This is a genomic window from Mesorhizobium sp. Primo-A (genome assembly GCF_003997175.1).
Classification (GTDB): Bacteria; Pseudomonadota; Alphaproteobacteria; order Rhizobiales; family Rhizobiaceae; genus Mesorhizobium; species Mesorhizobium ciceri.
This window is the reverse complement of record NZ_RZTG01000014.1, coordinates 1-13,758: the sequence shown is the minus strand read 5'-3', so window position 1 is coordinate 13,758 and position 13,758 is coordinate 1. Positions and strand designations below refer to the sequence as shown.

Genomic DNA, 13,758 nt, shown 5'->3' with positions numbered 1-13,758 from the left:
ATAGCGCTCAGATCGCCTCGCCCTTCAACAATCGCGGCGTGCTGGCGGACAACCCCGACGCCTGCCGGATAAAAAAATCCTTCAGGCGCGGCATGCGTTCGACAAGGCCGAGGCCGATGTCGCGGACGGTTCGCAGCGGGCCGATATCGTTGGAAAACAGCCGATTCAGCGCGTCCGTGGTGATGCCCATCTGCACCGTGTCGAAGCGGCGCCACTGCTGGTAGCGTTCGAGGACGTCGAGCGCGCCGATGTCCTGGCCGAGCCGGTCGGCCTCGACGATCACCTCGGCAAGGGCCGCGACATCCTTGAAGCCGAGATTGAGGCCCTGGCCGGCGATCGGGTGGATGCCGTGGGCGGCATCGCCGGCGAGTGCGATGCGGGGCGCGACGAAAGCACGCGCAATGGTCAAGCCGAGCGGCCAGGCGCGCGGCGCATCAGTAACGCGGATCTCGCCAAGCTTCAGGCCAAAACGCTGCTCGAGTTCGTGTTCGAACAGGAGATCGTCACCGGCCACCAGCTTCTCGGCATCGGGCGTACGCTCGACCCAGACGATCGACGAGCGGTTGGTGCCGTCCTCACCGGGTTTGAGCGGCAATGTGGCGAAAGGCCCGGCCGGCAGGAAATGCTCTTCGGCGCGACCATTGTGCGGGCGTTCATGCGCTACCGTGCAGACGATGCCGGACTGGCCATATTCCCACTTCACCGTCTTGATGCCGGCCATGTCGCGCAGCTTCGAGTTGACGCCGTCGGCGGCGACCAGCAGCCGCGCCTTCAGCGCTGCGCCGTCGGCGAGATGCACGGTGATGCCACTGCCGTTGGTCTCGAAGCCCTGCACCGCGACGCCTTCGATGATATCGATGCCGAGCCTTTCGGCGCTGGCCCGCAAGGCGCCGTTCAGCACCTTGTTGGCGACCATATGCGCAAAGGGCTCGCCCGGCGCCACTTCGCCGCCGAAGGTCAGGAAGACCGGACGCACCGGATCGGCGGTGCGCGAATCGGTGATGATCATCTCAGTGATCGCCTGCGCCTGGGGTGCGATCTCGGCCCACACGCCGAGCTGGTCGAGCATGCGGCAGGCGGCAGCGGCAATGGCCGAGGCGCGGCCATCCCTTTGCCAGGCGCCAGCAGGTGCCGCATCGACGAGAGCGATGGCGAGGCCCGGTCGCGCCTGTTTCAGCGATACGGCGGCGGCCAGGCCGACATAGCCGGCGCCGGCGACCAGGACATCGAGCCCGGATCTGTTTTTCGTGTCCGCCTTGCGTTCCATCATCTTCGCTCCTGCGCCGGCCGGGTCTTGCGCCCTTGACTGCCTGTCCGTCCTGTCGGAAACCGCCATAACACTTCTGCGGCGAGGGCGCGAAATATGACGGCAGCCATGGACGAGCTTCTCGGCATTCTCGACCTCGAGAAGCTGGAACACAATCTGTATCGTGGTCGCAGCCCGCTGCTCGACTGGCAGCGCGTGTTCGGCGGCCAGACCATCGCCCAGGCGCTGGTGGCGGCGCAGCGGACAGTGGATCCCGATCGGTACGTGCATTCGCTGCACGGCTATTTCATGCGGCCCGGCGACACCAAGGTGCCGATCGTCTACGAGGTCGACCGCATTCGCGACGGCGGCTCCTTCACCACGCGGCGCGTGGTGGCGGTCCAGCACGGCCAGGCGATCTTTTCGCTCGAAGCCTCGTTCCAGCAGGATGAGGTCGGCCTGGAGCACCAGGTGCCGATGCCGCAGGACGTTCCGGGGCCGGACACATTGCTGTCGCAACGCGAATTGCTGGGCAAATTCGGCGAGGCGGTGCCCGATGGGATCAAACGCTACTGGGAGCGCGACCGGCCGATCGAGATGAAGCCGGTGATGCTGAAGCATTACACCAGCCGCGAAAAGCTGGAGCCAAAGCAGAACATCTGGATCCGCACCACCGGTCCGGTGCCGGCGGACCGCGCCATCCAGGCAGCGGTGCTCGCCTATCTCTCCGACATGACGCTGCTCGACACATCGACCTTCGCGCATGGCCGCGCCATTTTCGATCGCGATATCCAGGCGGCGAGCCTCGACCACGCCATGTGGTTCCACCGCAGCCATGCGCTCGACGACTGGATGCTCTACACGCAGGACAGCCCGTCGACGCAGGGCTCGCGCGGCTTTACACGCGGCTCGCTGTTTGCCCGCGACGGTACGCTGATTGCCTCGGTTGCGCAGGAAGGGCTGATCCGGCTCAAGCGATCGCCTGCAGAGTAGGCATTTTTCGAAATTTGCCCAATTTTTAAGCAGGCGTATCGCCGCAGCTGTGGGCAGGTTGCGTCGGCGCACTCCCTAATCTCTTTGTTTACAGTGGGTTAACACCCTGCTTCCGCACTTGGCACGGAGCTTGAATCCTTGTGGGCACTCTCCGGCTCTTTGGGATCGGTGAAGGTGTACAAACGCGGGGGACCGCAACAGCAAAGGGTGAAACCTTATGAAAATCGTGATGGCAATCATCAAGCCGTTCAAGCTCGACGAGGTACGCGAAGCGCTCACCGCCGTCGGCATCCAGGGCCTGACCGTCACCGAAGTCAAAGGCTACGGGCGTCAGAAAGGGCATACGGAGATCTATCGCGGGGCGGAATACGCGGTCAGCTTCCTGCCGAAGATCAAGATCGAAGTCGCGGTCAGTGCCGACATGGTCGACAAGGCCGTCGAAGCCATCACCGCAGCCGCCAAGACCGGCCAGATCGGCGACGGCAAGATCTTCGTTTTCGGCATCGATCAGGCGGTGCGCATCCGCACCGGCGAAACAGACACCGACGCGCTCTGAGCGGCGATCACGTATTCCAATGGAGAGTTCAATGAATATTCCTTCCACCTTGAAGACGACGGGACGAGCTGCCCTTTTGGGTTCGCTTACTCTCGCAGCATTGGGCACGGTTGCCGCCTTCGCACAGGAAGCGGCACCGGCCGCAGCCGCGGCCGCGCCGGCTGCTGCCCCGACCCCGGTGCTCGACACCGGCAACACCGCCTGGATGCTGACCTCGACGGCGCTGGTGCTGATGATGACCATTCCGGGCCTGGCGCTGTTCTACGGCGGCATGGTGCGCAAGAAGAACGTGCTCGCCACCGTCATGCAGAGCTTCGCCATCACCTGCCTGGTGACGGTGCTGTGGTTCATGTTCGGCTATTCGCTGGCCTTCTCGGACGGCGGCGGCGTGAACAGCTATATCGGCGGCACCTCGAAGTTCTTCCATCACGGCATCACCACGGCCTCGCTGTGGCTGCCGGGCGTCGCCAACATTCCTGAATTCGTGTTCTCGATGTTCCAGATGACATTCGCCATCATCACGCCGGCGCTCATTGCCGGCGCCTTCGCCGAACGCATGAAGTTCTCGGCGCTGCTGATCTTCATGGCGTTGTGGCTGCTGGTCGTCTACGTGCCGATCGCGCATTGGGTCTGGGGTGGCGGCTTCCTCGGATCGGCGGGCGTGCTCGACTTTGCCGGCGGTACGGTCGTTCACATCAACGCCGGTGTCGCCGGTCTGGTCTGTGCGCTGGTTCTCGGCAAGCGCGAAGGCTATGGCACCACCAACATGGCGCCGCATAACCTGGTCTATTCGGTGATCGGCGCTTCACTGCTGTGGGTTGGCTGGTTCGGCTTCAACGCCGGTTCGGAACTGGCAGCCGACGGTCTTGCCGGCGCTGCCATGCTCAACACCCAGGTTGCCACCGCCGCGGCGGCACTGGCCTGGATGTTCGCCGAATGGATCGTCGCCAAGAAGCCTTCCGTGCTCGGCATCATCTCGGGTGCGGTTGCCGGCCTGGTCGCGGTGACGCCGGCTTCCGGCTTCGTCAACCCGACCGGTGCCTTCATCGTCGGCATCGTCGCAGGCGTCGTCTGCTACCTCTCGGCGGTCAAGGTCAAGCACATGTTCGGCTATGACGACTCGCTCGACGCCTTCGGCGTGCATGGCGTCGGCGGTGTGGTCGGCGCTCTGCTCACCGGCGTGCTCGCCGACCCGGCGATCAACAGCCTCGGCGCAGGTGCTTCGCTCGGCAAGCAGATCTACGGCGTTGCCGTCACCATCGTGTGGACCGGCATTGCCACCTTCGTGCTCCTCTACATCGTCAAGGCGCTTGTCGGCCTGCGCCCGACGACCCAGGAAGAGGTCGAAGGCCTCGACATCTCCCAGCATGGCGAAGTGGTGCCGTAAGGGCGGAACCCTCCTCCCGCCGGCCCCATATCTCCACGCAATTCCGAATGGAAAGCGCTGCACAGTTCTCCTGGAATTGCTTTGAAAGATCCCGTCGTGACGCTCCCGAAAGGAGTTCACGCATTGAGGCCCGGATCGCATCCGGGCCTCTTTTTTTGGCAAGCCATTCCGGCAATGCCCGGCTTCACGCAATCACGTTCGCGTGATCATGTTTTTTGAGGAAACAACGACCGCTCTGGTTCCGAACCGTGGGGACGATCGTCGTTCTGACGCTCGTGCCAAACAACAGGGAAGGAAACCATCTCATGAACCTCAAGAACATCTGTCTCGGAGCGCTTGCTCTTTCCATGATCGGCGGCGTGGCGTTTGCCGGTGCTCTGGACGAGCCCGACAACATGGCGCCGTTCTTCACGGATTCCGGCATGAAAACCATGAAGCCGATGGCGGGCTTCAAGACAGCTTTCATGGCCATGCCGATGGAAAAGCAGGAAGCGATGAAGAAGGAATGCCAGGATGCGGCGATGAGCAAGCCGCATGCGGAATTCTGCGCCAATGTGCAGGCGCTCGGCGGCGCCAACTGATTTGCCGCGATCGGGCCGAGGCCCGATCTCCGTTCAGACGACCAATGGCGGGCCGGCAGCCCGCCATTGTTTCGTTCGATGGAGCTCCATCGGTCCGTCGTCCATCATTGCCTCATACGGCTCAACCGGCGGTAATGAGGTTTGAGCGTCTCAACCTCTTATAGTTAATGCGCCCTTAACCTTCCCACCGATAGTCTGAGACCCGAATCTGCCGGAGTGCGCCACGCACCCGGCGAGTCCACGACAGACGGGGAAGAGCATGCGTTCAGGGGCTTCAGCACCGCTCGCGCTGGCCGATACGGGGCACGGCATCCAGGCGTTCGCGCGGCGTCAGGTCGGGCGGCTGGTTGGCGTCGGCCTGTTCGCGCTGGCCGCCTTTGGCGTTGCCAGCCTTGCCACCTGGAATGTCGCCGATCCGAGTTTTTCCCACGCGACGAACAACTCCGTCACCAACGCCATGGGCTATGCGGGTGCCGTGTTCTCCGACCTCGCCATGCAGTTCTTCGGCCTCGCCGCCGTCGCCGCCCTGGTTCCGACGGTCATCTGGGGCTTCCTGCTGTTTTCCGCGCGCGGTGTCGACAGGCTGCCCAAGCGCGGGTTGTCCTGGTTCGGCTTCGCGCTGCTGGCCGCGGCGATGGTCGGCTGCGTGGTGCCGCCCAAGACCTGGCCGCTGCCCACCGGCCTCGGCGGCGTGTTCGGCGACATGGTGCTGAAGATCCCCGGTGTCGTCATCGGCGGCTATCCGACCGGGCTGATCGCCAGCATCATCGCCATCCTGCTGTCGGCGCCCGCACTGTGGCTCTTCGCCCATGGCTCGGCGCTGATCGGACGCAAGAACGGCTTTGCCGTGATGGAGGACGAGCCCGCCGTCGATCCGCGCGAGGACGACCTTTTGTTCGACAATGACGAGGACGAAGGCGACGAGGGCATCCTGGCGCTCGGCGCCATCACCCATTGGTGGCTGTCGCTGCGCGCGTGGATGCACCGCCGCGCCGTGCGCCGCAGGCAGGAGCGGGACGAGTACGAGCCGGAGATGGAGCAGCGCTCCACCGCCTGGCGCCGCGCCGCCGAACGGGTCGAATCGGCCGAGTTCGCCGAGCAGCGGATGAGCCAGGATGGCCGCGCCCGCGTCGAGCCGGAATTCTTCGCCGCCATGGTCAACGACCGCAGCGCCTCGCTCGACCCCGACGATGCCGATATCTTCGACGACCGCTTCGACAATGCGGGCGAGGATGCCGATTTCGACGATGAGCCTGTCGTGCAACGCCGAGGCGCGCCGACCGCCAAGGTACAGCCGTTCCGTTCCGATGCCGCCACGCGCGTCGAGGCGCCGGCGGCGCGCCCCGTGCCCGGCGCCCGTGTGCAGCGCGAGGCGCAGACATCGCTGATCGGCTCTGAAAAATTCGAAATGCCGTCGCTGCACTTCCTCTCCGAGCCGAAGAACGTGGTGCGCGACGCCAGCCTGTCCAAGGACGCGCTGGAACAGAACGCGCGCCTGCTCGAAGGCGTGCTGGAGGATTTCGGCGTCAAGGGCGAGATCATCGCCGTCCGTCCGGGTCCGGTCGTCACGCTCTATGAGCTCGAACCGGCGCCCGGCATCAAATCGTCGCGCGTCATCGGCCTGTCCGACGACATCGCCCGCTCGATGAGCGCCATCGCCTGCCGCGTCGCGGTGGTGCCCGGCCGCAACGCCATCGGCATCGAACTGCCGAACGCCAAGCGCGAAACCGTCTATCTCAGGGAGATCCTGGCCAGCCGCGACTTCGAGACGACGAAGGCCAAGCTGGCACTGGCGCTGGGCAAGACCATCAATGGCGAGGCGGTCATCGTCGACATCGCCAAGATGCCGCACGTGCTGGTCGCCGGCACCACCGGCTCGGGCAAGTCGGTCGCCATCAACACCATGATCCTGTCGCTGCTCTACCGGCTGACGCCGCAGGATTGCCGGCTGATCATGATCGATCCGAAGATGCTGGAACTCTCGGTCTATGACGGCATCCCGCATCTGCTGACGCCCGTCGTCACCGATCCGAAGAAGGCGGTGGTGGCGCTGAAATGGACCGTGCGCGAGATGGAGGACCGCTACCGCAAAATGTCCAAGGTCGGCGTGCGCAACATCGACGGCTTCAACGCCCGTGTCAGCCAGGCGGACAAGAAGGGTGAGAAGATCTCGCGCACCGTTCAGACCGGCTTCGACCGCCAGACCGGCGAGGCGATCTACGAGACCGAGAACCTCGATCTCGAGCCGATGCCTTATATCGTCGTCATCATCGACGAGATGGCCGACCTGATGATGGTCGCCGGCAAGGACATCGAAGGTGCCGTGCAGCGCCTGGCGCAGATGGCGCGCGCCGCCGGCATCCATGTCATCATGGCAACGCAGCGGCCGTCGGTCGACGTCATCACCGGCACCATCAAGGCCAATTTCCCGACCCGCATCTCCTTCCAGGTGACGTCGAAGATCGACAGCCGCACCATTCTGGGCGAGCAGGGCGCCGAGCAGCTGCTCGGCATGGGCGACATGCTCTACATGGCCGGCGGCGGCCGTATCCAGCGCGTGCACGGCCCGTTCGTCGCCGATGAAGAGGTCGAGAAGATCGTCGCGCATCTGAAGCTGCAGGGCGTGCCGGAGTATCTCGACGCCATCACCGAGGATGATGGCGAGGATGACGACGAGCCGTCAGGCAAGGGTGGAGCGAGCGGCGGTGGCGGCAACAGCAATTTCGAGGATTCCGACGATCCTTACGATCAAGCGGTCTCCGTGGTGCTGCGCGATGGCAAGGCCTCGACCAGCTATATCCAGCGCCGGCTGGGCATCGGCTATAACCGCGCTGCCTCGATCATCGAGAAGATGGAGAAGGAAGGTATCGTCGGCCCGGCCAACCATGCCGGCAAGCGCGAGATCCTGGTGCCGACCGAAGAGGACAAGTTCTGACCAGAAAGCCTGACCCTTGCGACATCCGGCAACCTTGAACCTTTCAAGGCGTTGAAGCGACCAAGGGACGCCCGACCCGCCAAATTTCAGCCCAACTGGGGGTCCAAGCACAGAACAACTCAGGAATCAGACGAGAGTGACCGACATGAAAAACGATCTTTCAGCGCTCAGCACATTTGCTCCATCCCGGCGTCAGTTGCTGGGCCTCGGTCTGGCGTTTGCAGGGGCGGCAGCCTTCAACGCGGTGCCCGGCTTCCAGGTGCTGGCCTCGGCGCAGGCGGCTGTGCCGGCCGCTGCGCAGAAGATCGCCGACCACTTTTCCTCGGTCAAATCGATGAGCGGCGAATTCGTGCAGTTCGGCCCCAAGGGCGAGCAGACCGGCGGCAAGTTCTTCCTCGAACGGCCGGGCAAGATCCGCTTCAACTACGACGGCTCTTCGAACTTCCGGGTGATTTCAGACGGCCAGTCGGTGGTCATCCTGAACAAGAGGCTCAACACGTCCGATCTCTATCCGCTGTCGAAGACACCCTTGAAGCTGCTGCTCGACAACAGGATCGACCTCTCCGGCGACCGCGTCAAAAGCGTCAAGCAGGAGGACGACCTCACAACCATCCAGCTCGCCGACAAATCGGTGTTCGGCAATTCGAAGATCACCATGATGTTCGATCCGAAAACCTTCGACTTGCGGCAGTGGACGATCACCGACGCGCAGGGCAAGGATACGACGGTGATGATCTTCAACACCAAGGAAGGCGTCAGCTTCGCGCCGGATACTTTCGCCATCGACTACACGGCGAACCGCGAGCTCAACACCAACAAGGCGCGCTAGCTTCAAACGCTCCAATAGCTGTGGAAAGCACCGGGCCGCGCCTCGTCGAGCGTTGCCCGGCTTGTCTTTGCGGCTTGCGGCTGGCAATTTCCCGGACCGACTCCGTCAAAAGGCGTCTTCCCCGCCGGGACCCATCGGTTCTGGCCGGTTGCACGCTGTCCTGGATTGCCAAATGCCCTTCTCCATCGCCACCTGGAACATCAACTCCGTTCGCCTTCGCATGCCGATCGTCGAGCGCCTGCTCGTCGAGCATGCGCCCGACGTGCTGTGCCTGCAGGAAACCAAGGTTCCCGACGAACTGTTCCCCGAGAAGGCTTTCCGCAAGCTCGGCTACGAGCACATCGCCTTCCATGGCCAGAAGGGCTACCACGGCGTAGCAACCGTGGCGCGGCGGCCGATCGAATTGGTCGAAAAGCGACGCTTTTGCGAAATCGAGGACAGCCGGCACCTCTCGGTGACGGTGCGGGCCGGCGGCAAGGCGATCCTGCTGCATAATTTCTACGTCCCGGCGGGCGGCGACGAACCGGATCCCGTCATCAACAGGAAGTTCAAGCACAAGCTCGATTTCGTTGCCGAGATGAATGCCATCCGGGCAGAACATGACGAGGTGTCCGGCTCGGTGCTGGTCGGCGACCTCAACATCGCCCCGCTCGAACATGACGTCTGGTCGCACAAGCAATTGCTCAACGTGGTCAGCCACACGCCGGTCGAGACGGAAAATTTCGAGGCGATGCGTCGCGCCGGCAACTGGGCCGACCTGATGCGGCTCAACGTGCCGGATGAGCAGAAGCTCTACACCTGGTGGAGCTATCGCGCGCAGGATTGGGAGCTGTCCAATCGCGGCCGCCGCCTCGACCACGTCTGGTCGTCGCCGAACCTTGTGCCCAGCTTTTCCGGCTACGAGATCCTGCGTCTGGCGCGCGGCTGGGAGCGCCCGTCGGACCATGTGCCTGTCATCGCGCGGTTCGATCTGGACTAGTCTGGTCGAAAATGCCCGCGTGCGGCAGTCAGTCTGTAGAGTTGGGACCGGCTGGATCCACCCACGGGCGGCCCAATCGTGTCACCATCGCCGCGTACCCAACGGCACCTGCCGCCCAGAGGAAGATGCCAAGCTCTTTGACGACGTCCTCGGCGATGGCGGCCGCAGAACCGGGGGTAGGAAACAGCTCTCCGAGCTGGTCGATCGATGCTGACATCGCCAGCAGGAAGCCTGCGGCCACAAAGATGATCGTGCCGTCGAATGTTTTCCGTCGCAGCCGGAAGAACCAGAACAACCCGGCGGCGGCGTAGGCAATCATCGGAACGATCTCCGGTATCCCAACAATGGGCAGCACGTCCTCATGGATCAACAACAGGTCATCGAGGCCCAAGAGGAGGGTAAGGCCGCCGAGAAACGTGCAATCCCATCGGCGCGTGAGCAGGCCAGCAAACAGGGTTGCGGCGCCGGAGCCGATCCATAGCGAAGCACCCAGGGACGAAATCCACCCCGTATAGAAACCGACTCCGGCGGCTGCGGATGGATCTCGATAAAAGATCCACGCGTCCAGACCACGAATTTGCGCGACGGACAGCGCGGCCAAGAGCATCGCAACGTTAATCGCCGCCGCCGCCACCACGACCAAGCGCCAGGCTATTGTCCATTCGCCGCCATGCTTTGTGTTCGGCGCGCTGTTCTCTGGCATTAGCTATTCTCATTGAGGACTGAGAGGAACTCCATTGGAATCAAAGATCAAGAAGTGCTGACCTATGCCTAATCCATTACGATGGCTGCCAGTTCTGCCGCGCCGAGAACTCCGCCTGCATTGTGCCGGTGGTCAGCATCGAACGGTTGCAGCGCTTCGCTCCACCGAACCCATTGTACCATGGCGCCGATGTTCAGGGGAGGCCGGCCTGCAAATGCCCGACCTGAATCCCAGCACGCTTCGAAGCGCGTCCAAATAAATTCGAACTCAAACGGCGCGCTTCACGTCTTCACGCATGTCGTTGCCCCAGGGCTGCTGCGCTGACAGGCCTGCGAGATCCGGTAGATGGGGATGGTCGCGGCGGCGTGTCGCCAGCATCCGTTGCGCCGCTTCGATGATTGTCGGCGCCGGGACATCGGCGACCAGGCCGGTCGGGCTGGCATGGCGGGTCGCGATCACGTCCACGCAGTTCGAAAGCGGCCTCCAACGGGCCATGTTGGCGCCGCCATTGAGGATAACCATCGGCGTCATCACCGTTGCCATGAGATGTGCGGTACCGCCTTCGGCGCCGATGTAAAGATCGGCAAACTCGCCGAGCGCCAGCAAGATGTCACCGATATCGACACCTCCGATCGCGGCGGAATCGACAAGCCGCAGCTTCGGCACGCGCTGAGCCAGCTCAGCCATATCGGGACCGTCGCCGGGGGTTTTCACATAGAGAAGGTTCACCCCGTCGGCGATCAGGCTGTCGGCGATTGCGGCAACCTGATCCGCCGACATGCGCTTGCTGGCGCTGCCATGCGCCGCGATAATGATCAAGGGAGCATGCTTGCCGTCCGCAAGGCTCCTGGCCGCCGCTCGTGCGGCCGGGCTAGGCTCCAGCCGATGATCGAAAGGCAGCCGCTTGCCGGCAAGGCGTTCGATGAGGCGATGGTAGCGCCAGGCATTGTGCCCGGGTCGTGCTTCAGGCCTTTGGCCCAGGCGCCAGGAAAGGGCGAAAGCCGGAAAGTTTGCCTCATAGGCAATGCCGCGGCCGAGCAGTGATGCCGAGGCCTGAAGCAGCCAACGCGCCGAGATGCGGAAATCGACGACGGCCAATCGCCCCTTGCCCTTGCTGTGACCGGCGATCAGGCGCGCCAGCGGCGTCCGCACATTGATCGCATCGACCAAATGGCCGGCATGGCGATTGAGGCTATGTTCAAGGGATGACGACCGGGTGGTTCCGTAGACGATGAAACTATCGGGGAATGCCGTTCTGGCGGCGCGCAATGCCGGAATCCGGATCAGTCCGTCGCCGAACGCGTCATTGCGGGAATACAAGATAATGGTCTCGTACCGCCCTGATGGCATGGCTCGCTCCCCCCAGGAGCCTGGTGGTGATGGCGCCTGCTGCGCCGGCCGCCTTCGAGGTGCTTTAGGATTTCACCTCTTGCCTGTCAACGGAGCCTTGCCGCTGGATCCGGGCGTCCGGACGGCCGCAGTGCGCCACGACCAGTTCATCGCTGTCGTTGAAAACACTTCTCCCTTCGGCTGCGAAGCCAGCAGCTTCGTGGGTACGCTAGATTTAGCCGGAGAAGCGCGGCGCCAGTTCCTCGATGCGGCGGATCATCGCCTGAAATTCCTCCGAGATGCGCTGGTGCAGCTTGACCGCGATCTCGGGATATTCCTCCAGGATGCGGCGGAACATCTTGCGGCTGAGGCGCATCACTTCCGAATCGATCTCGGCCGAGGCGCTGGTCAACCGGTTGGTGTCGGCGATCAATGCCAGTTCGCTCAGGATCGTGCCGGGGTCTGCCGTGCCAATCGGGATGCGTTCACCATTCTGCTCCCGGTAGAGCACGATGCGCCCGCTGACAACGATATAGGCGGAATCGGCCTCGTCGTCCTCGCGATAGAGCTTGTGGTTGGCAATCAGCCTGGTGTTCTCGGCGCCAAAGGCGAGCAGGCGCAGTTGTTCCTGCGTGAAGCCCTCGAAGAGCCTCACGGCGGACAGAACGCGGATGTCGTCATCCAGCGCCATCTAGCTATGTCCCCGAACCGACAGTCCGACTCCTCCTCTGCGAGTTCGATCCAAACCACCCTCCAACTGGATCGTACCCGAAAGCGGCCCCGCCCGGCCGCTCATTGGATAATGAAAATGTTTAAGGAACCAGCTTGTAGCCGCCGCTTTCTGTCACAAGAATTTCCGCATTGGAAGGATCGCGCTCGATCTTCTGGCGCAGCCGGTAGACATGGGTTTCCAGCGTGTGCGTGGTGACGCCGGAATTGTAGCCCCACACCTCCTCGAGCAGCACGTCGCGCGTCACCACCTTCTGGTCGGCGCGATAGAGATATTTGATGATCGAGGCCTCCTTCTCCGTCAGCCGCACCTTGCCGCCGCGCGGGTCGAGCAGCAGTTTCTGGCTGGGCTTGAAAGTATAGGGCCCGACCGAGAAGGTGGCATCCTCGCTCTGCTCATGCTGGCGCAACTGCGCCCGAATGCGCGCCAGCAGCACGGCGAAGCGGAACGGCTTCGTCACATAGTCGTTGGCGCCGGCCTCGAGACCAAGAATCGTATCCGAATCGGTGTCGTGACCGGTCAGCATGATGATGGGCGCCTTGTAGCCGCCCTTGCGCAGGATCTTCACCGCTTCGCGGCCATCCATGTCGGGCAGCCCGACATCCATGATGAGCAGATCGATGAGGCCGCCGCGCGCTGCGGCGACACCTTTTGCCGCAGTCGATTCCTGCAGCACGTCGAATTCCTCGTAAAGGGATAATTGCTCGACCAGCGTGCCGCGCAGGTCGTCATCGTCGTCGACGATCAGTATGGTGCGTGAAGTCATGGATCAATCCGTTGTTTTGAAAAGAAAATTCAGTTGACCGCTGCCTGTTTATGCGGAAGCTGACCGGCGTAACAGCCGTTCACAGTGATTTGTTCCGTGGCACGATCATACAAGAAAAAACACGATCGCAATGCAGCCGGCGCAATTTTGCGAAAAGGGCTGCGTGTGCTGACCGTGCGGGCGAGGCCTGGGCATCCAAGCCAGGGCCTGCTGCAGGCCGGGAAAACGGTGTTTGCCTGTGCGCTGGGGCGCGGCGGCATCTCGGCCGACAAGCGCGAAGGCGACGGCGCCACGCCGCTGGCCGCGATGCGGATCCTGTCGGGGTATTTCCGGGGGGATCAGTTCTCCAGCGGCCGCAGGACCCGGCTGGCGATGACGCCGATCGGGCCCGATCTGGGCTGGTGCGAAGTGCCTGACGACCGCAACTACAACAGGCCGGTCAGGATTCCCTATGGCGCCAGCCACGAACGCATGCGGCGCGACGACAGGCTCTACGATGCCTGCCTGGTGCTCGACTGGAACCTGTCGCCGCGCCGGCGCGGGCGCGGCAGCGCCATCTTCTTCCATCTGGCGCGCCCCGGCTTCACGCCGACGCAAGGCTGCGTGGCTGTCACGGCGCAAACCATGGCGCGGCTGCTGCCGCTGCTGTCGGACCGGACGGTGGTGAGGGTGGTAAGATAGTAAGATAGTAAGATAGTAGGGGAGTAGGGGAGTAGGGGAGTAG

Annotated in this window: 13 protein-coding genes; 8 read left to right on the top strand and 5 right to left on the bottom strand. The window is 63.2% G+C overall.

What is annotated here, in order from left to right; translation table 11 throughout:
* Nucleotides 1-7 precede the first annotated feature (7 nt).
* Nucleotides 8-1,267 carry a ubiquinone biosynthesis hydroxylase gene (locus EOC83_RS24505; protein ID WP_027163307.1) on the bottom strand — a complete coding sequence of 420 codons (1,260 nt, stop codon included), beginning with the start codon at nt 1,265-1,267 and terminating at the stop codon, nt 8-10.
* Nucleotides 1,268-1,363: 96 nt separating this feature from the next.
* Here EOC83_RS24505 and tesB point away from each other — a divergent pair, with 96 nt between their 5' ends.
* From tesB to EOC83_RS24470, 7 genes are all read left to right on the top strand, one after another.
* A complete protein-coding gene (gene tesB, locus EOC83_RS24500; protein WP_013528888.1) occupies nt 1,364-2,239 on the top strand; it encodes an acyl-CoA thioesterase II in 876 nt (291 codons plus the stop codon).
* A gap of 217 nt (nt 2,240-2,456) precedes the next feature.
* On the top strand, nt 2,457-2,795 hold the full coding sequence (locus EOC83_RS24495) for a P-II family nitrogen regulator (RefSeq protein WP_013528889.1): 339 nt from the start codon (nt 2,457-2,459) through the stop codon (nt 2,793-2,795).
* Between the two features lie 205 nt (nt 2,796-3,000).
* Nucleotides 3,001-4,182 (top strand): ammonium transporter, encoded by a 1,182-nt coding sequence (locus tag EOC83_RS24490; RefSeq protein WP_224619141.1) that lies wholly within the window; start codon nt 3,001-3,003, stop codon nt 4,180-4,182.
* Nucleotides 4,183-4,487: 305 nt separating this feature from the next.
* A complete protein-coding gene (locus EOC83_RS24485; protein WP_063170403.1) occupies nt 4,488-4,763 on the top strand; it encodes a hypothetical protein in 276 nt (91 codons plus the stop codon).
* Between the two features lie 259 nt (nt 4,764-5,022).
* Complete coding sequence (locus EOC83_RS24480) at nt 5,023-7,698, top strand: DNA translocase FtsK (protein ID WP_063169525.1); 2,676 nt, start codon at nt 5,023-5,025, stop codon at nt 7,696-7,698.
* A gap of 145 nt (nt 7,699-7,843) precedes the next feature.
* Nucleotides 7,844-8,527: an outer membrane lipoprotein carrier protein LolA gene (locus tag EOC83_RS24475; RefSeq protein WP_024505000.1), complete on the top strand. Its 684-nt coding sequence runs from the start codon at nt 7,844-7,846 to the stop codon at nt 8,525-8,527.
* 172 nt (nt 8,528-8,699) lie between these two features.
* Nucleotides 8,700-9,506 carry an exodeoxyribonuclease III gene (locus EOC83_RS24470; RefSeq protein ID WP_063169524.1) on the top strand — a complete coding sequence of 269 codons (807 nt, stop codon included), beginning with the start codon at nt 8,700-8,702 and terminating at the stop codon, nt 9,504-9,506.
* A 28-nt stretch (nt 9,507-9,534) separates the two neighbouring features.
* Here EOC83_RS24470 and EOC83_RS24465 read toward each other — a convergent pair whose 3' ends face one another.
* The 4 genes from EOC83_RS24465 to EOC83_RS24450 form a co-directional block, all read right to left on the bottom strand.
* On the bottom strand, nt 9,535-10,209 hold the full coding sequence (locus EOC83_RS24465; RefSeq protein WP_063169523.1) for a hypothetical protein: 675 nt from the start codon (nt 10,207-10,209) through the stop codon (nt 9,535-9,537).
* Nucleotides 10,210-10,476: 267 nt separating this feature from the next.
* The gene (locus EOC83_RS24460) at nt 10,477-11,559 is read right to left on the bottom strand and encodes a glycosyltransferase family 9 protein (RefSeq protein WP_082826599.1); all 1,083 of its coding nucleotides are present in this window, start codon (nt 11,557-11,559) and stop codon (nt 10,477-10,479) included.
* A gap of 214 nt (nt 11,560-11,773) precedes the next feature.
* Nucleotides 11,774-12,229, bottom strand: a complete 456-nt coding sequence (locus EOC83_RS24455) for a Crp/Fnr family transcriptional regulator (protein WP_013528897.1) — start codon at nt 12,227-12,229, stop codon at nt 11,774-11,776.
* A 121-nt stretch (nt 12,230-12,350) separates the two neighbouring features.
* Entirely contained in the window at nt 12,351-13,034 is a 684-nt protein-coding gene (locus EOC83_RS24450; RefSeq protein ID WP_013528898.1) for a response regulator transcription factor, read from the bottom strand.
* Nucleotides 13,035-13,178: 144 nt separating this feature from the next.
* On the opposite strand from EOC83_RS24450, the gene EOC83_RS24445 reads away from it, so the two are divergent.
* Entirely contained in the window at nt 13,179-13,715 is a 537-nt protein-coding gene (locus tag EOC83_RS24445) for a L,D-transpeptidase (RefSeq protein ID WP_181172690.1), read from the top strand.
* Nucleotides 13,716-13,758 lie beyond the last annotated feature (43 nt).